Annotated in this window: 16 protein-coding genes; 6 read left to right on the top strand and 10 right to left on the bottom strand. The window is 68.6% G+C overall.

Going from position 1 to position 16950, the window contains the following annotated elements:
* Positions 1-3: 3 nt before the first annotated feature.
* Genes CJ179_RS15075 through xylB form a run of 3 tightly spaced genes read left to right on the top strand, consistent with a single transcriptional unit; the run spans position 4 to position 3784 of the window.
* On the top strand, positions 4-1485 hold the full coding sequence (locus tag CJ179_RS15075; protein WP_095862099.1) for a mannitol dehydrogenase family protein: 1482 nt from the start codon (positions 4-6) through the stop codon (positions 1483-1485).
* Positions 1482-2405, top strand: coding sequence for a carbohydrate kinase (locus CJ179_RS15070; RefSeq protein WP_072937035.1), 924 nt, complete (start codon positions 1482-1484; stop codon positions 2403-2405). The genes CJ179_RS15075 and CJ179_RS15070 overlap by 4 nt, the downstream gene beginning before the upstream one ends.
* Complete coding sequence (gene xylB / locus CJ179_RS15065; RefSeq protein WP_095862098.1) at positions 2402-3784, top strand: xylulokinase; 1383 nt, start codon at positions 2402-2404, stop codon at positions 3782-3784. Before CJ179_RS15070 ends, xylB begins: the two co-directional genes overlap by 4 nt.
* Before the next feature lie 53 nt (positions 3785-3837).
* Here xylB and CJ179_RS15060 read toward each other — a convergent pair whose 3' ends face one another.
* Positions 3838-4842, bottom strand: coding sequence for an NADP-dependent oxidoreductase (locus tag CJ179_RS15060; RefSeq protein WP_095862097.1), 1005 nt, complete (start codon positions 4840-4842; stop codon positions 3838-3840).
* 25 nt (positions 4843-4867) lie between these two features.
* The gene (locus CJ179_RS15055) at positions 4868-5254 is read right to left on the bottom strand and encodes a DUF1304 domain-containing protein (protein ID WP_095862096.1); all 387 of its coding nucleotides are present in this window, start codon (positions 5252-5254) and stop codon (positions 4868-4870) included.
* Positions 5255-5334: 80 nt separating this feature from the next.
* Between CJ179_RS15055 and CJ179_RS15050 the strand changes: the two genes are divergently transcribed.
* Positions 5335-5931: a TetR/AcrR family transcriptional regulator gene (locus CJ179_RS15050; RefSeq protein WP_072937031.1), complete on the top strand. Its 597-nt coding sequence runs from the start codon at positions 5335-5337 to the stop codon at positions 5929-5931.
* A gap of 80 nt (positions 5932-6011) precedes the next feature.
* Here CJ179_RS15050 and CJ179_RS15045 read toward each other — a convergent pair whose 3' ends face one another.
* Complete coding sequence (locus CJ179_RS15045) at positions 6012-6629, bottom strand: TetR family transcriptional regulator (RefSeq protein WP_072937030.1); 618 nt, start codon at positions 6627-6629, stop codon at positions 6012-6014.
* Between the two features lie 151 nt (positions 6630-6780).
* Between CJ179_RS15045 and CJ179_RS15040 the strand changes: the two genes are divergently transcribed.
* Positions 6781-7608, top strand: coding sequence for a mycofactocin-coupled SDR family oxidoreductase (locus CJ179_RS15040; RefSeq protein ID WP_072937029.1), 828 nt, complete (start codon positions 6781-6783; stop codon positions 7606-7608).
* A gap of 36 nt (positions 7609-7644) precedes the next feature.
* The gene (locus CJ179_RS15035; RefSeq protein WP_095862095.1) at positions 7645-8499 is read left to right on the top strand and encodes a mycofactocin-coupled SDR family oxidoreductase; all 855 of its coding nucleotides are present in this window, start codon (positions 7645-7647) and stop codon (positions 8497-8499) included.
* Positions 8500-8676: 177 nt separating this feature from the next.
* Here the strand turns inward: CJ179_RS15035 and CJ179_RS15030 are convergent, their stop codons facing one another.
* The 7 genes from CJ179_RS15030 to CJ179_RS15000 form a co-directional block, all read right to left on the bottom strand.
* The gene (locus tag CJ179_RS15030) at positions 8677-9744 is read right to left on the bottom strand and encodes an IS110 family transposase (RefSeq protein ID WP_143548902.1); all 1068 of its coding nucleotides are present in this window, start codon (positions 9742-9744) and stop codon (positions 8677-8679) included.
* 266 nt (positions 9745-10010) lie between these two features.
* A complete protein-coding gene (locus tag CJ179_RS15025; RefSeq protein ID WP_095862094.1) occupies positions 10011-11240 on the bottom strand; it encodes an allantoate amidohydrolase in 1230 nt (409 codons plus the stop codon).
* A 96-nt stretch (positions 11241-11336) separates the two neighbouring features.
* Complete coding sequence (locus CJ179_RS15020) at positions 11337-12653, bottom strand: FMN-binding glutamate synthase family protein (RefSeq protein ID WP_072937026.1); 1317 nt, start codon at positions 12651-12653, stop codon at positions 11337-11339.
* 10 nt (positions 12654-12663) lie between these two features.
* Positions 12664-13362, bottom strand: coding sequence for a protein glxC (locus CJ179_RS15015; protein ID WP_072937025.1), 699 nt, complete (start codon positions 13360-13362; stop codon positions 12664-12666).
* The gene (locus CJ179_RS15010; protein WP_095862093.1) at positions 13350-14246 is read right to left on the bottom strand and encodes a glutamine amidotransferase family protein; all 897 of its coding nucleotides are present in this window, start codon (positions 14244-14246) and stop codon (positions 13350-13352) included. Before CJ179_RS15010 ends, CJ179_RS15015 begins: the two co-directional genes overlap by 13 nt.
* A gap of 24 nt (positions 14247-14270) precedes the next feature.
* Positions 14271-15632: a type III glutamate--ammonia ligase gene (glnT, locus tag CJ179_RS15005; protein WP_095862092.1), complete on the bottom strand. Its 1362-nt coding sequence runs from the start codon at positions 15630-15632 to the stop codon at positions 14271-14273.
* A 45-nt stretch (positions 15633-15677) separates the two neighbouring features.
* Positions 15678-16871 carry an FAD-binding oxidoreductase gene (locus tag CJ179_RS15000; RefSeq protein WP_095862091.1) on the bottom strand — a complete coding sequence of 398 codons (1194 nt, stop codon included), beginning with the start codon at positions 16869-16871 and terminating at the stop codon, positions 15678-15680.
* Between the last annotated feature and the right edge of the window lie 79 nt (positions 16872-16950).

The following is a 16950-nucleotide window of genomic DNA, read 5'->3' as shown; positions in this document are numbered from 1 at the left end:
CCGATGCAACTGAGCGCGCAGGCACTGCAGCAGTTCGACGACACCGTGCAGGTGCCGAAGTACGACCGAGGCGACATCACCGTGGGCATAGTGCATTTCGGTGTCGGCGGATTCCACCGGGCACACCAGGCGATGTACGTCGACCGCCTGTTGCGGCGTGGTCAGGCGCGCGACTGGGGCATCTGCGGAGTCGGGGTGCTGCCCGGTGACCGGCGCATGAAGGACGCCCTCGACGCCCAGGACGGCCTGTACACGCTGGCGCTGCGACACCCGGACGGCACCTGGGACGTGAGCGTCATCGGGTCCATCGTCGACTATCTTCTCGCCCCCGACGACCCCGAGGCGGTCATCGAGAAGATCGCCGCGGAGACCACCCGGATCGTCTCGCTGACGATCACGGAGGGCGGCTACAACTTCACCCACGACACGGGCGAGTTCGACGCCGAGAACCCCGACGTCGTGCACGATCTCACCGACGGGGCCGTCCCGCGGACCACGTTCGGACTCGTCGTCGAGGCCCTGTCCCGGCGCCGCGCGCGCGGGTTGCCGTCGCCGACCATCATGTCCTGCGACAACATTCAGGGCAACGGCGACGTGGCGCGCCGGATGTTCCTGGCGTACGCGGAGTTGAAGGACCCGGACCTCGCCGAGTGGATGCGCGCCGAGACGTCGTTCCCCAACTCCATGGTCGACCGCATCACACCCGTCACCACCCCCGAGGTGACGGAGGCGCTGTCGTCGCGCTTCGGCGTCGACGACCGGTGGCCCGTCGCAGCCGAACCGTTCACGTCGTGGGTGCTCGAGGACGCGTTCCCGCTCGGCCGCCCCGCGTTCGAGGACGTCGGCGTGCAGGTGGTCGACGACGTCGAACCGTACGAACTGATGAAACTGCGCCTGCTCAACGCCAGCCACCAGGGCCTCTGCTATTTCGGATACCTGGCCGGGTACCGGCTGGTGCACGACGTCGCACAGGATCCCCTGTTCGCCGACTTCCTGCTCGCATACATGGACGACGAGGCCACGCCCACCCTGGCGCCGGTGCCCGGGGTCGACCTCGACGACTACAAGCGCACGCTCATCGAACGCTTCTCCAATCCCGAGATCCGCGACACCGTCGCTCGCCTGTGTGCCGAATCGTCCGACCGCATCCCGAAGTGGCTGCTGCCGGTGATCCGCGAGAACCTGGTGGCCGACCGGCACATTCGACTGTCGGCCGCGATCGTGGCGAGCTGGGCCCGCTACGCCGAAGGAGTCGACGAGGACGGACAACCCATCGACGTCGTCGACCAGTTGAAGGACTCCCTCGTCCCGATCGCGCGCAGCCAGCACGAGAACCCCACGGCCTTCATCGAGAACCGATCCGTCTTCGGCGATCTGGCCGACAACCCGCGCTTCGTCACCGCCTACCTCTGGGCGCTGGACTCACTGCACGGCGTCGGCGCACGGAAGACACTCGAGGCTCTGCGTGAGAAGGTGCAGTCATGAGTCTGGTCATCGGTGAAGCCCTCATCGACATCGTCACGGCGAGCGACGGCGCCACCACCGAATACGTCGGCGGTAGCCCGCTCAACGTCGCGGTCGGCCTCGGCAGGCTCGGTCGTCCGGTCGAATTCGTCACCCGGATCGGCGACGACACACGGGGCCGGTCGATCATCCGGCACCTCGAGCAGTCGGGGGTGAGCGTCGCGCCCGGCAGCGTCACCGCGCAGCGAACCGCGACGGCCCACGCCACCCTCGACACTGCCGGATCCGCCACCTACGAGTTCGACATCGAGTGGGACCTCCCCTCCCCCAGCGGGGCATCCGCCCCGTCGCTCGTCCACACCGGTTCCATTGCCGCCGTGATGGAACCCGGCTGCGATGTGGTGGCAAACATGCTCGAACGCCGGCGCGCCGCCGCGACGATCAGCTACGACCCCAACGTGCGACCGGTGTTGATCACCGACAAAACGCGCGCCCGGGAGCGAATCGAGCACCTCGTGTCGATCTCCGACATCGTCAAGGTCAGCGACGAGGACCTCCGCTGGTACGACCCCGATCGGGACCCCGTCGACATCGCCCGCGCGTGGCTGTCGCGCGGTCCGGCGATGGTCGCGGTGACGAAGGGCGCCGAGGGCGCCTTCGCGGTCTGCGCGGCCGGACTCGTCGAGGTCGCGGCCCGCCACGTCGAGGTGGTCGACACCGTCGGAGCGGGCGACGCGTTCATGGCCGGACTCCTCGACGGATTCTGGTCGCACGGCTTCCTCGGCGCGGAGAGCCGCGCCGCCCTCCACGCGATCGAACCGGACGAACTGCGGAACGTGCTCGACAACGCCGTACTGATGTCGGGCCTCACGGTCGCGCGCGCCGGGGCGGACCTCCCTACCCGCGAGACACTGGACCGCGCGGCGGGTGTGCGGCAATGACACTCGTCGCGGGCATCGACTCGTCCACCCAGTCGTGCAAGGTGATGGTCTGCGACGCCGACACCGGCGCACTCGTCCGCGAGGGCAAGGCCTCGCACCCGGACGGCACCGAGGTCGATCCGCGCGAGTGGGCTTCGGCCCTCGACGACGCCGTCGCCGCCGCCGGCGGACTCGACGACGTCGCGGCGGTGTCGGTCGGAGCGCAACAGCACGGCATGGTCTGTCTCGACGACGCGGGCGCGGTCGTGCGTCCGGCGTTGCTGTGGAACGACACTCGCTCCGCGGGCGCCGCCACGCAACTGGTGGAGGACCTCGGCGGTCCGGACGCGTGGGCGGATGCGGTGGGTGTGGTGCCCCTCGCGGCGATCACCGTCAGCAAACTGCGCTGGCTCGCCGATTCCGAACCGGCGAACGCCGACCGGACGTCCGCGGTGTGCCTGCCCCACGACTGGCTCGCCTGGCAGCTCACCGGCAGATCGGACCTCGGCACCCTGGCCACCGACCGCGGCGACGCCAGCGGCACCGGATACTTCTCCGCCGCAACTGATTCCTACCGGACCGACCTGCTGTCGCTGGCGCTGCGGGGGCGGACGGCCGCCGTGCCGCGCGTCGCCGGGCCCGCCGAGCGGATCGGTGAGACCCGCTGGGGTGCCGCCGTCGGACCGGGCACGGGGGACAACGCCGCCGCAGCACTCGCCCTCGACGCCCAGGAGGGCGACGTCGTCGTCTCCGTGGGAACGTCGGGCGTCGTGTCCGCGGTGTCCGTGACACCGGCGAACGATCCGGGCGGGTTCGTCGCCGGCTTCGCCGACGCCACCGGACGCCAGCTGCCGCTCGTGTGCACGCTGAACGCCGCCCGGGTCCTCGACGCGACCGCCTCGCTACTGGGAGTCGATCACGACGAGCTGTCGCGGCTGGCGCTGTCGGCGCCGTCCGGCAGCGGCGGCCTGGTGATGGTGCCGTACTTCGAGGGCGAACGCACCCCCAACCGTCCCGACGCCACCGGCTCCGTTCACGGTCTGCGGCTGGCGAATTCGACGCCCGCCCACCTCGCTCGCGCGGCCGTCGAGGGGCTGCTGTGCGGCCTGGCGGAAGGCATCGACCACCTGATCGCCCAGGGCGTCACCGTGCGTCGGATCCTCTTGATCGGCGGCGGTGCCCGCTCACAGGCACTGTGTGAACTCGCGCCCGCCATCTTCGGGGCGCCGGTCCTCGTGCCGCAGCCGGCGGAATACGTCGCGATCGGCGCGTGCCGTCAAGCGGCCTGGACCCTCGCCGGGACCCCGGAGCCGCCGCAGTGGAGCCAGACGTCCACCCGGCGCTTCGAGGCCGACCCGGCACCCGACGTCCGCGAGCGGTACTCCTCCGTGAGGCGCTGACGCGCCTGTGCGCGGTTAACGAGTCTCTGGACTCCTTAGCCGCGCACGGGTGGCTACACCTTCACCAGCATCTTCCCGACGTTCGCGCCGCACATGAGCTGCAGGAACGCGTCGACCGAGTTCTCGATGCCGTCGACGACGGTCTCGTCGTGCACCACGTCGCCGGACGCGAGCCACGGTCCCATCTTGGCGGCGAACTCGGGGAACACGTGGGTGTAGTTGCCGAGGGTGAAGCCCTCGAGGGTGAGACCGCGGCTGATGATGTTCACCATGTTGTCGGGGCCGGGCGTGCGCTCGGTGGCGTTGTACGCCGCGATCGCGCCGCACAGTGCGGCCCGCCCGCCGGGGCGCATGACGTCGAGGGCGGCCTCGAGGTGATCGCCGCCGACATTGTCGAAGTAGACGTCGATGCCGTCGCCCGCGAGTCCGCGAAGCTGCTCGCGCACCGGCGCCTGCTTGTAGTCGAAGGCGGCGTCGTATCCGTACCGGTCGGTCAGCAGCGCGACCTTCTCCGCGGACCCGGCGGATCCGATGACCCGGGACGCGCCCTCGAGTCGCGCGATCTGTCCGGCGGCGGTCCCGACCGCTCCCGCGGCTCCGGAGATGAACACGGCGTCGCCGGCCTTCAGGTGGGCGATGTGCACGAGGCCGACGTAGGCGGTGAGCCCGGTCAGTCCGAGAATCCCGAGGTAGGCCGAGATCGGCACTCCCGGAATCTCTTCGACCACGCGGAACGCCGAGGCGTCACCCTGCGCGACGTCGCGCCACCCGAGGTCGTGGACGACCACCGAGCCGACCGGATGGGTGGCGGCGGTGGATTCGACGACGCGACCGACGGCCCCGCCGGTCATCGTCTCGCCCAGCACGAACGGCGGGATGTACGACTTCACATCGTTCATCCGGCCGCGCATGTAGGGGTCGACCGAGACGAACTCGTTATGCACGCGCACCTGCTCGGGCCCGAGTGCGGGCAACTCGACGGAGGCGGTGCGGAAGTCGTCCTGGGTGGGCCAGCCCACCGGCCGGTTGATCAGTTGAATCTGGGTGCTCGACGGCATGGTGTTCCTTTCGATACTTCTGAGGTCACAGCGCCAGTCCGAGCGCGAGGAGGACGACGGCGAGCAGCGGCAGCGTCCCCTGGGTGATCGCCGCGCGAGCCTTGTCGGGCGACGACAGCAGGAGTACGAGCGCCGCGAGCAGCATGGAGCCCGCGCCGGCGAAGATGAGGGCCGATCCGACGGCGGTGGCGCCGATGATCACGGCGACGATGCCGACTGCCGTCACGATCGCGAGGAAGAGGTTGTAGAAGCCCTGGTTGAAGGCAAGCTCCCGGGTGGCGGCGGCCTCTTCGGCGCTGGTCCCGAACGTCGCGCGGGTGCGCGGCGCCGTCCAGAGGACGGACTCGAGCACGAAGATGTATACGTGTAGCGCACTGGCGAGTGCGGCAAGAACAAGACCCGCGGCGACCATACGAAACCCCTCCTCGTTCTGAACTGACCATTTCAATATATACTGAAATGGTCGTTTCACAACCACGAGTGAGGATCGTCATGCCGCGCACGCAGGACTTCGACACGGCCGAGGTGGTCGGCCGCGCCCGCGACCTGTTCTGGGACAAGGGCTTCGAAGCCACGTCGATACCCGACCTCGAGCGCGTCACCGGTTTGAATCGGTCGAGCCTCTACAACGCCTTCACCAGCAAACGCGGACTCTACGACGCCGCAGTGCACGACTACTTGGACCGGGTGGTGCGCCCCCGGCTCCGCATCCTGACCGACGAGCCCACCCGCCCCGACGCCGCCTCGCGCTACTACCGCAGCCTCGCCGGCGCCCTCGCCTCCCTCCCCGACGAAACCCCCGGCCGCGGCTGCCTGCTGCTCAACAGTGCCGCCGGTTTCGCCGCGCACGACGACACGCAACGGTCCGTCGTCGAGAGCTACCAGCGTGAACTGTCCGGGGCGCTCACCCACGCACTCCGCGCCCACGACCCCGACGCCCCGGCCGCCACCCTGCAGCACCGAGCCCGGCTCCTGACGTCCCTGTCCGTCAGCGCCCTCCTGCTGTCGCGGGTCGACCGCGACGAGGCCGTCGCGGTCGCGAACACCGCCGTCGAACAGCTGGAGGAATGGCGCCCCTCCCGTACGTGAGTGGAAAAGAGTGCCCGAACACGCTTTGCCACTCACATGGGGGGTCACGGTGGCGCGCCGTGTCGTCGAGCGCGGCGACCTCACCGGGTGGCGGGCTCCGGTGGCAGCAGGAGATCGAGCGACCGGGCGAGGGCCTCGTCGAGGTCAACGCCCGGGTTGGTGAGCCAGAACTCGTGCGCGGTGTGAACAGCCGCCACCACCGCGTACCCGACCGCTGTCGGGAACAGTGCGGTCGCCGGCTCCCCCGATCGGACGCTGGCGAACTCGGTGGCCGCAGCACGCCACGCGGCGTGCCGGGCCGCGGCGTGCACCTGCACCGCCGGGACGCTGAGCACCAACTGAGCCCGGTGCCGCGCCCACTCGTGCTGGTCTTCGGGAACGTGCAGGGCCCCGATCACCGCGCGTGCGACGACCGTCCGGTACGGCTCGGCCGGCAGACCGGCCGAGAGTTGTTCGCACAGCCTGGCCAGTTCGGCGTCCGACTCGACCCAGAGGACATCGGCCTTGGACGGGAAGTAGCGGAAGAAGGTGCGGCGGCTGATGCCGACCTCCGCGGCGATGTCGTCGACGCTCGTCTGCTCGAACCCATGGGTGAGGAACAGCCGCTGCGCCACCGCTGCCAGCTCGTGCGCACTGGTCGCCGCGGGACGCCCACCGCGGTCGGAGGGTGCGGGGGTTCGGTCGCCGATCCTGGTCACGCGTCGATGATCTCAAAGGCCGAGTGCCCGGCGGACGACTTCCCAACCGAATCACCCAATTCGCGATGTTTTGTCACCGCATGACATAACCTGCTCGATACGACGCGATGCCGCTCGAATCGGCGCCGCATGTGCCGGAAGGTCAACTGTCATGGGACAACTCGAGAATCAGGTCGCATTCATCACAGGCGCCGCACGCGGCCAGGGCCGCAGTCACGCATTGCTCCTCGCCCGGGAAGGCGCGGACATCATCGCGGTGGACGTCTGCCGCCCGGTGGAGACCGTGCCGTATGCGACGGCCACCCCGGACGATCTCGCCGAGACCGCGCGCCAGGTCAAGGCCCTCGGCCGCCGGATCGTGACCGCCGAAGTCGACGTCCGGGACCTCGCCGCGCTCACTTCAGCCGTCGACGACGGGGTCGCTCAACTCGGCCGACTCGACATCGTGCTCGCCAACGCCGGAATCTCGGTACCCGCGCCCACGCTGGAAATGTCCGAACAGACGTGGTCGACGATGATCGACGTCAATCTCACCGGCGTCTGGAAGACCTGTGTTGCCGCGGTACCCCACATCATCGCCGGAGGACGCGGTGGCTCGGTAGTGATCACCAGTTCCCTCGCGGCCCTCAAAGCCAACGCGAACACCGCGCACTACTCGGCCGCCAAGGCGGGCCTGATCGGGTTCATGCGCGTGCTCGCGCAGGAACTCGCCCCGCAGAGCATCCGGGTCAACACCATTCATCCCACCACGGTGGCGACGGACATGATCCTCAACGAGCCCACCTACCAGCTCTTCCGACCGGATCTCGGACACCCCACGCGTGCCGACTTCGAGGAAGCTGCGCTCACGCTCAACGCGCTTCCCGTCCCCGCACTGGAGTCGATCGACATTTCGAATGCGGTGCTGTACCTGGTCGGTGACGCCGGCCGGTACATCACCGGCACCACGCACACCGTCGACGCCGGCGGACAACTCTGACAGCAGCGAAATCGTTCCATCAATCAGGAGGTAATCATGGGAATGCTGGACGGGAAGGTCGCATTCATCACCGGTGGAGCACGCGGCCAGGGGCGCGCGCACGCTGTAACCTCGGCGCGCGAGGGCGCGGACGTCGTGGTCATCGACATCGCCGCCCAGATGGGCACCGTGCCGTACAAGATGGCGGACGGATCCGACCTCGCCGAGACGGTTGCGCAGGTCGAGGCCCTCGGGCGCCGGGCGCTGTCGTTCGAGGTTGACGTGCGGTCGCAGGCTTCACTCGACGACGCAGTCACCCAGACCATCTCGACGTTCGGAAAGATCGACATCCTGATCGCCAATGCGGGTATCTGGACACAGGCACCGTTCTGGGAGCTCAGCGAAGACGACTGGGAAGAGATGATGGGCGTCAACCTGACCGGCGTGTGGAAGTCCGCGAAGGCCGTGGCACCACACATGATCGAGCGCCGAAGCGGGTCCATCGTCATCACGTCCTCGGTCAACGGACTGGAGCCGGGCATGAACTACGCGCACTACGTCACGGCCAAGCACGGCGTGATCGGATTGATGAAGAACATTGCGCTCGAGCTGGCGCCGTACGGGATCCGGTGCAACTCGATCAACCCGGGAGCGATCAAGACACCGATGACCGACCACCAGGGCGCCTGGGACATGTTCGCCGGCCACGAGGGCGGGACCGAGGCCGACATGATCGAGGGCGGCTATCACTTCCACGCCCTCAAGGGCACGACGTTCATGCCGCCGCAGGTCATCGCGGATACTGCGCTCTACCTGAACTCCGACCTCGCCGCGTCGGTGACAGGCGTGACCATCCCCGTCGACGCCGGCCACCTGCTGCTGACCGGCTCGAATCCCGCACCTGTCAGATAGCGAGCAGGATGATGCGAGAGGTGGCAAACCCCGCCACGCTCACCGCCGACAAAGGAAGGGTGCCGCGGCGCAGCCCGGCCGCCGTGGTCGGATAGCGTTCCGAATCGCCTACTGGTGCTGCACGTGCGGCACGTCCCTGACCCGAGGGGCGCGCCGCACGTGATGCTCCTATGAGTGTCAACCCGGGTTTGCGGGGTTGAGGAGGGCGAAGATTTCTCGGGCGACGGCTCGTTTGAGGCAGCGGATGATGTCGCGTTTGCTTTTGCTTTGGGCGAGTCGTTTGTCCCGGTAGGCGCGGGTGCGGTCGTCGTACTTGAGTCTGGAGAGCACGATCACGTGCAGTGCCCGGTTGGCTTGCCGGTCACCGCCCCGGTTGAGGCGGTGCCGGGTCGTCTGCCCGGACGACGCCGGGATCGGGGCGACCCCGCAGAGGTTCGCGAAGGCACCCTCGGAGGTGATGCGGCCCGGGTTGTCGCCGGCGGTGATCAGCAGCTGGGCGGCGGTCTCGACACCGACGCCGCACCGTTCGAGCAGCCGTGGTGCGGTGTGGGCGACCAGGGCCGCGATGTTCGTGCGCAGGGCCCGACCCTCGGCGGTGAGGGCGCGGATCCGGCGGGCGAGGGACCGCAACGCCGTCTTGGCGGCCGCGGTCAGGTCGCCGGGGACGATCGGGCCGGGACGCAGCGCGGCACAGGCGGCGAACAGGGCGGGGTCGGACAGCCCGCGCAGGGCGGCGCGGAGGGGTTCGGGTGCGTTCACGATCATCGCCTTGAGGGTGGTGATCGCCTCGGCCCGGGACTTGATCACGCTGCGGCGGGCGTTGTGCAGGAACCGGATTGCCTCGACGTCCCCGCCGTGGGTCTTGGGGACGGTGGTGGCGCGTCCGGTCAGGGCCGCGGTGGCGGCGGCGTAGGCGTCGAGCGGGTCGGATTTGCCGTGCCGCCGTCGGGAACGACGGTCGGGGCGGTCGACCTCGACGACGGTGAGGCCGGCGTCGTGCAACACGTGGGTGAGGCCGGCGCCGTAGCTGCCGGTGCCCTCGACACCGACGGAGGCGATGATGCCGGTGCCGGCGAGCCAGCTCAGGAGTTGGTGGTAGCCGGCGTCGGGGGCGGGGAACTCGCGGTCGGCGAGGGGGCGACCGAGGTGGTCGACGATCGCGGCGTGGTGGGTGTGTTTGTGGGTGTCGACGCCGGCGTGGATGGTCAGGCTGACATCCGGCGGGGTTTCGGTCATGCTGGTCATGGCTGTCCCTTTCATCTGGTGGCCACGCACCGGTCGGGAACGGCGGACAACTCAGTGATGGGACTTGTCGAAGTCAGGCTCCTATCAGGTCACTCCGCCCGACCGGCCGCGTGTGTTCGTCGACGCGGTCGGTCGACACATCACGTGAAGGACAGTCCTTGCGGGCGTCAGAGTGGCAACGAGTCAGACCGGCCGCGTCAACGAACCCAACCAGTATCACTGAGTGGCAAAGAGTGCCCCGGCACGCTTTGCCACTCACATGGGGGTCAGGTGGCGGTCACCCAGTCGGCCATCACGTCCGCCAGCGCCTCCGCGCCACGGTTGCAGTCGTCGGCTTCGGCGAACTCGTCGGGCGAGTGGGACACACCGGTCGGGTTGCGGACGAACATCATCGCGGTGGGTACCTTCGCCGACAGGATCCCCGCGTCGTGGCCGGCCGCGGTCGGGAGGACGGGGATGTCGCCTAGGTGAGCGAGGGACCGGCGCAGTCGCTCCCGGATGTCGTGCGGGAAGTCGACGATCGGTGTCACCGATTCGGCGTCGACCTCGAGACCGATGCCGTCGGCGGCCGCGTAGGCCTGCGCCTCGGCGGTGATCTGCTGCACCAGTTTCGTCAGCGTCTCCTCGTCGGCGGCCCGGGCGTCGAGCCACGCCCGCACCTCCGACGGAATGGCATTGGCACCGTTGGGAAGTACCCGCACCTTGCCGAACGTGGCGACCGCCTCGTGCAGCGCCGCGGCGGACCGTGCGGTGTGGACCGAGGACGCGAACGCGAGCATCGGGTCGCGGCGGTCGACCAACCGGGTGGCGCCTGCATGGTTGGCCTCCCCGGAGAACACGAACTGCCACCGGCCGTGCGGCCAGATCGACGAGGCCACGGCGATGGGGCTGTCGATCAGATCGAGGGCGCGCCCCTGCTCGACGTGCAGTTCGACGTACACGCCGACGCGGTCGACGAGGTCGGGATCCTCGCCGAGATGGTGTGGGTCGCGGCCGGCGGAGATCAGTGCCTCGCCGAGGCTGATGCCGTCGCTGTCCCGCAGAGCCAGGGCACGGGCGGGTGCCACCGCCCCGGTGGACAGTTGCGAGCCGACGCAGGCGACACCGAATCGCGCACCCTCCTCGTCGGAGAACGCCGTGACCGCCACCGGACGCGTCGGCACGATCCCCCGTTCCCGCACCAGGTCGATCGCCGCGAACGCCGACACGACCCCAAGGGGTCCGTCGTAGGCGCCGCCGTCAGGCACGGAGTCGAGGTGCGATCCGGTGACGAAACTGTCGCGTGGATCGCCGTCCCATCCCTCCGGCATCCACCAGGCCCACAGGTTGCCGTTGCGGTCTTCCTCGACGCTCATCCCCCGCTGCCGGGCGCAGTCGCCGAACCATTCGCGCAGCGTCATGTCGGAGTCGTTCCACGCGAAGCGGCGGTACCCGCGCGTCGACTTGTGCTGACCGACATCGAGAATGGTCGCCCACAGCGAATCGAACGAAGTCATGTATTGGGTCCTCTACTCGTAGGAATAGGCGCTTCGCGCCCGTGCGCCTTTCTGGTTGTTCCAGCTACCAAAAAGGCGCACGGGTGGCGGAGCCGCCTACAGGGCTCCCGGAATCCAGGTGGTTCCGGCGAGGGGCACGCGGGCCATGGCGGACGCCTCGACGGTGAGGGCGACGAGGTCCTCCGGTTCGAGGTTGCGCAGGTGCGACTTGCCGCAGGCGCGGGCCAGGGTCTGCGCTTCCATGGTGAGGACCCGCAGGTAGTTGGCGAGCCGCCGTCCGCCCTCGACGGGGTCGAGGTTCTTCGACAGTTCCGGGTCCTGGGTGGTGATCCCGGCGGGGTCCTTCCCGGCCTGGAAGTCGTCGTAGAACCCGGCGGCGGAGCCGAGTTCCTCGTACTGCTTCGCGTAGCGGGGACTGTTGTCTCCCAACGCGATCAGGGCGGCGGTGCCGATCGCGACGGCGTCCGCACCGAGGGCCATGGCCTTCGCGACGTCCGCGCCGCTGCGGATGCCGCCCGACACGATGAGTTGGACCTTGCGGTGCACCCCGAGTTCCTGCAGCGCCTGGACGGCCTGCGGGATCGCAGCGAGGGTGGGGATGCCGACGTGCTCGATGAACACGTCCTGGGTGGCGGCGGTGCCGCCCTGCATGCCGTCGACGACGACGACGTCGGCCCCGGCCTTCACGGCGAGCTTCACGTCGTAGTAGGTGCGGGTGGCACCGACCTTGATGTAGATCGGCTTCTCCCAGTTGGTGATCTCGCGCAGTTCGATGATCTTGATGGCGAGGTCGTCGGGACCGGTCCAGTCGGGGTGACGACACGCCGACCGCTGATCGACACCCATGGGGAGGGTGCGCATCCCGGCGACGCGTTCGGTGATCTTCTGCCCCAGCAGCATTCCGCCGCCACCCGGCTTGGCGCCTTGCCCGAGGACGATCTCGATGGCGTCGGCCTTGCGCAGGTCGTCAGGGTTCATCCCGTACCGCGACGGGAGGTACTGGTAGACGAGGTTCTTCGACTGTCCCCGCTCCTCCGGGGTCATGCCGCCGTCACCGGTGGTGGTGGACGTGCCGACCTCGCTGGCGCCGCGGCCGAGCGCTTCCTTCGCCTGCCCGGACAGCGCACCGAAGCTCATGCCGGCGATGGTGATCGGGATGTCGAGGTGCAGCGGGAACTTCGCGTTGCGGTCACCCAGCACGACGTCCGTGTCGCACTTTTCGCGGTACCCCTCGAGCGGGTACCGCGACATCGATGCCCCGAGGAACAGCAGGTCGTCGAAGTGGGGCAGCCTGCGCTTGGCGCCCCAGCCGCGGATGTCGTAGATGCCGGTCTCGGCGGCCCGCTGGATCTCGGAGATGACGCCGCGGTCGAAGGTCGCCGATTCGCGCAGGGCCGGGTTCGGGGTGTTCATGACGGGTCTCCTAGTACGCGCTGGCGTTGTCGACGTGGAAGTTGTAGAGCTTGCGGGCGGAGCCGTAGCGGGTGAACTCGGACGGGTCGGCGTCGAAACCGGCCTGATCCAGCAGATCCCGCAGTTCCGTCAGGTGCTCTTCGCGCATCTCCTTCTTGATGCAGTCGGCGCCGAGGGAGGCGACGGTGCCGCGCACATAGATCCGGGCCTCGTACAGCGAGTCGCCGAGGGCCTCGCCGGCGTCGCCGAGGACGACGAGACGTCCGGCCTGACCCATGAACGCGGACATGTGCCCGATGTTGCCGCCGACGACGATGTCGACGCCCTTCATCGAGATGCCGCAGCGGGCGGCGGCATTGCCGTCGATCACGAGCAACCCGCCGTGGGCGGTGGCGCCGGCGGACTGCGACGCGTCGCCCTTGACGTGCACCGTCCCCGACATCATGTTCTCGGCGACCCCGACGCCGGCGTTGCCGGTCACGGTCACGGTGGCCTGCTGGTTCATGCCGGCGCAGTAGTAGCCGACGTGGCCCTCGATCGTGACGTCGATGTCCGAGTCAAGGCCGCAGGCGAGAGCGTGCGCACCCTGGGGGCCGGTGACGGTGACCGTCCTCGGCGCCTCGGGCGAGGTGAGCCGCTCGTTGACGGCCCGGGTGCTCGACGACGCGAGGTCCAGGACAGTTGCTTCGGTGGTGGCTACCGGTGCCATACGTACACCTCTTCCGGTTCGGGCTCGAAGATTCGGGCGTTCTCGACGCCGGGCAGGTTCGCCAGGGCGCGGTATTCGGAGGCCATCGCGACCCACTGGTCGGTCTCGGCGATGACGGCGGGTTTGCAGGAGATGGCGTCGCGGACCACGGCGAACGAGTCGGCGGTCGAGACGAGGAGGGTGTAGAAGCCGTCGAACGTCTCGTTCAGCATCAGGAGCGCCTTCTCCAGATCGACGCCCTCGGCGAGCTGCTTGGCGACGAACCGCGCCCCGACCTCGGTGTCGTTGGCGCTGTCGAACACGACACCGTCGCGCTCGAGCTGGTGCTTGATGCTCATGTGGTTCGAGAAGGACCCGTTGTGCACCAGGCACTCGTCGGGGCCGACGGAGAACGGGTGCGAACCCTCGGCGGTGACGGCGGATTCGGTGGCCATCCGGGTATGGGCGACGCCCTGCCAGCCGGTGGCGGCGGGCAGCCCGAACCGGTTCGCCAGATCGACGGGGTTCCCGACGCCCTTGAGGACGGTGAGATCGTTTCCGAAGCCGATGACCCGTGCCGTGGGGACGACACTGCGCACAGCCGCCACGAGATCCTCCGCGCCGACGACCCCGTGCAGGATCGTGGTCGGATCCAGGTCGAGTCCGGTGATGGTCGTGTCGAGGGTGGACGACAGCGTCGCGGCGAGATCCGCTGCGGGGATGGGGCAGTCGAGCAGGGAGACCGTCGACTCCCCTTCCGGGGACCAGGTCCGGTCGCCGTAGATGGCCATGCCGGCGGAATCGGGGCCGCGGTCGCACATCTGCGCGAGCATGTCGGTGAGCAGGGCGCCTAGTTGTGGGTAGAGGGACGGCTCACGCAGGTGAAGTCCGACGATTCCACACATGGATGTCTCCTTTCGGGAGGTCTGTCAGAACGCTGTCAGGTAGTGGTCGAGTTCCCAGGGGGAGACGGTGTTGTGCCAGGCGAAGAATTCCTCGCGCTTGAGTTTCGCGAAGTACTCGGCGACGCCGGGGCCCGCGACGTCGAGGGCGCCCGTCACGATCGGATCCGATTCCAGTGCGTCCATGGCGTGCAGCAGCGTCATTGGCAGCATGTCGCTGGGGCTGTCGCCGGATCCGGGTGTGCCGGGGTCGAGGTCGCGGGCGATGCCGTCCAGGCCGGCGGCGATCGCGGTGGCGGCCGCGAGGTAGGGGTTGGCGGAGCCGTCGCCGCCGCGCAGTTCCACCCGATTCTTGTCCGGCACCCGCAGGTAGTGGGTGCGGTCGTTGCCACCGTACGTGGCGTACCGCGGCGACCAGGTGGCGCCGCTGCTCGTCGAGGTGGCACCGGTTCGCTTGTAGGAGTTGACCGTCGGGGCGATCACGCCCTGCAGAGCGCACGCATGCTCCAGAATGCCGGCGATGAACGCGTACGCGGTCTTCGACAGTCCGAGTCCCTTGGGGTCGTCACCGTCCGGGAACACCGAACCGCCGTCGTTCCACAGCGACAGGTGCAGGTGCATGCCCGACCCGGTGCGGTCGGAGAACGGTTTGGGCATGAACGTGGCCTTCATGCCCCGCTTCTCGGCGATCACCGACAACAGGTACCGGGCGGTGATCACCCGGTCCGAGGTGGTCATCGCGTCGGCGTAGTCGAAGTTCTGCTCGAACTGCCCGTTGCCGTCCTCGTGGTCGTTGGCGTAGTTGCCCCACCCGAGCGTGTTCATGGCCTGCGACACCTCGGTGAGATGGTCGTACATCCTGGTGACGTCGCGGGCGTCGTAACACGGCTGACGGCTGACGTCGTCGGTGTCCGCGGTGGTGAGGGGACCGTCGCCGGTGCGGTTGACGAGGAAGTACTCGATCTCCGCCCCGACGTTGACGGACAGACCGAGGTCGGCCGCCTTCTTCAGGGTCTCCTTCAGGATCACCCGCGGCGCATACGGCCACGGCGTGCCCTCCACGTGGGGGTCGCAGTGCACGATCGCGAGTCCGGGCTTCACGAACGGGATCGGCGTGAACGACGAGACATCGGGCACGGCAACGAGATCGGAATCCTTGGGTTCCTGCCCCATGTGCCCGGCCGCGTAGCCGGCGAAGCCCACGCCGTCGTCCTGAAGTTGCTCGACGGCCTCGATCGGGACGAGTTTGGCGCACGGCTTCCCGGACAGGGTGACGAACAGGGCGAGGATGAAGGTGGTTCCGGTGGCCCGGGCCACCTCGGACAAGGTCTGCGGTGGGGATGTCACGATGTTCTGCGCGGTGAACGCGTCAGCAGTGTCGACAGCCATGGGGAGCTCCTGAACTGGTGGTCTACGGGTGAGGTGGTCTGTGGGTCAGCGCATCTCGCCGGCACCCTCGTAGGGGTGCAGGCTGAAGAGGAGGTCGCCCTCCTCGAAGCGCGAGTAGCGGAAGTCGGACGGCTCGACGTTCGGGAGGGTGGTCTTGCCGTCGTCGAGCAGCATGTCGGCGACGAGGCGCCCGACCGCGGGTGAGATCTTGAAACCGTGACCGGAGAACCCGGTGGCCAGGAACAGCCCGTCGACGGGCGCGGGCCCGATGATCGGATTGTAGTCGGGGGTGACGTCGTACGCGCCGACGTACGAGGACGTGATGCGCGGGTCCGGCATGTCGGGCAGACGGTTGCCGAGCTTCATGATGTTCTTCTCGATCGTGCTGTCGTCTGCGCGGTTGCTGTACTTGTCGGGGTCGATGTACTCGGGCGCGGCGTGGTCGCTGTTCCCGACGAGAAGTTCGCCGTTGGGTTCACGGCAGATGTACTGCAGTCCGGCGAGGTCCGACAGCACCGGCACCTCCGGCGTCGGAACTCCCTGGTCGATCAGGACGAGTTGCGCGCGTTGGGCTTTCACCGGGATGTCGACGCCGACTCCGGCACCGAGTTCGGGCGCCCACGGGCCGGTCGCGAGGATCACGTGCTCGGCGTGCACCTCGTCGCCGTTACCCAGGGTCACGCCGTAGACGCGGCCGTCGGCATTCTGCAGCAGTGACGCCACCGGCGTGCTCTGGCGGATCGTGACGCCCAGCTTGCGGGCGGACGCGCCGAACGCCATGCCGGCCATGTACGCCTCGCCGCGGCCGCCGAGCGGCTCGTAGGCGAAGGCGGCGAAGTCGTCGAGGTGCAGCCCCGGCCACAGCTCGGCCATCTTGTCGTGGCCGATGTAGTCGACGTCGATGCCGAGGCCCTGCATCATCGCGACGTTCGCCTTGAGCGGGTCGATGTTGTTCTCGCCGACGCCGACCACGTAACCGCACTGACGGAACGCCATGTCGTCGCCGAAGATCTCGGTGGCCCGGGTGAAGATGTCGACGCCGTACCAGGACATCGCCGCCAGCGACGGCGTCCCGTAGTGGCACCGGACCACACCGGACGACTTGCCGGTCATGCCCGAGCACAAGGTGTCACGCTCGAGCACCAGGACGTCGGTCTCGCCTCGGTCCGCGAGCGACCACGCGATGGCGAGACCCTCGAGTCCTCCACCGACGATCACGAACTTTGCTGTCTCTGTCACGTTGCTTCCTTCATTCGGCCGGGGGGTCGGGCTCTGGTGGCTGCGATAGCGGTTCGTTTCATGTCATGAATCGCTGTTG

Source organism: Rhodococcus sp. ACS1 (genome assembly GCF_002300155.1).
Taxonomy (GTDB): Bacteria; Actinomycetota; Actinomycetes; order Mycobacteriales; family Mycobacteriaceae; genus Rhodococcus_F; species Rhodococcus_F koreensis.
The sequence above is the reverse complement of the archived record's forward strand: the minus strand, read 5'-3'. Positions and strand labels throughout refer to the sequence as shown.

Coding starts and splice junctions, on each gene's coding strand:
- CJ179_RS15075 (WP_095862099.1), top strand. CDS start 4: ATGCAACTGAGCGCGCAGGCACTGCAGCAGTTCGACGACACCGTGCAG.
- CJ179_RS15070 (WP_072937035.1), top strand. CDS start 1,482: ATGAGTCTGGTCATCGGTGAAGCCCTCATCGACATCGTCACGGCGAGC.
- xylB (WP_095862098.1), top strand. CDS start 2,402: ATGACACTCGTCGCGGGCATCGACTCGTCCACCCAGTCGTGCAAGGTG.
- CJ179_RS15060 (WP_095862097.1), bottom strand. CDS start 4,842: ATGCCGTCGAGCACCCAGATTCAACTGATCAACCGGCCGGTGGGCTGG.
- CJ179_RS15055 (WP_095862096.1), bottom strand. CDS start 5,254: ATGGTCGCCGCGGGTCTTGTTCTTGCCGCACTCGCCAGTGCGCTACAC.
- CJ179_RS15050 (WP_072937031.1), top strand. CDS start 5,335: ATGCCGCGCACGCAGGACTTCGACACGGCCGAGGTGGTCGGCCGCGCC.
- CJ179_RS15040 (WP_072937029.1), top strand. CDS start 6,781: ATGGGACAACTCGAGAATCAGGTCGCATTCATCACAGGCGCCGCACGC.
- CJ179_RS15035 (WP_095862095.1), top strand. CDS start 7,645: ATGGGAATGCTGGACGGGAAGGTCGCATTCATCACCGGTGGAGCACGC.
- CJ179_RS15030 (WP_143548902.1), bottom strand. CDS start 9,744: ATGACCAGCATGACCGAAACCCCGCCGGATGTCAGCCTGACCATCCAC.
- CJ179_RS15025 (WP_095862094.1), bottom strand. CDS start 11,240: ATGACTTCGTTCGATTCGCTGTGGGCGACCATTCTCGATGTCGGTCAG.
- CJ179_RS15020 (WP_072937026.1), bottom strand. CDS start 12,653: ATGAACACCCCGAACCCGGCCCTGCGCGAATCGGCGACCTTCGACCGC.
- CJ179_RS15015 (WP_072937025.1), bottom strand. CDS start 13,362: ATGGCACCGGTAGCCACCACCGAAGCAACTGTCCTGGACCTCGCGTCG.
- CJ179_RS15010 (WP_095862093.1), bottom strand. CDS start 14,246: ATGTGTGGAATCGTCGGACTTCACCTGCGTGAGCCGTCCCTCTACCCA.
- glnT (WP_095862092.1), bottom strand. CDS start 15,632: ATGGCTGTCGACACTGCTGACGCGTTCACCGCGCAGAACATCGTGACA.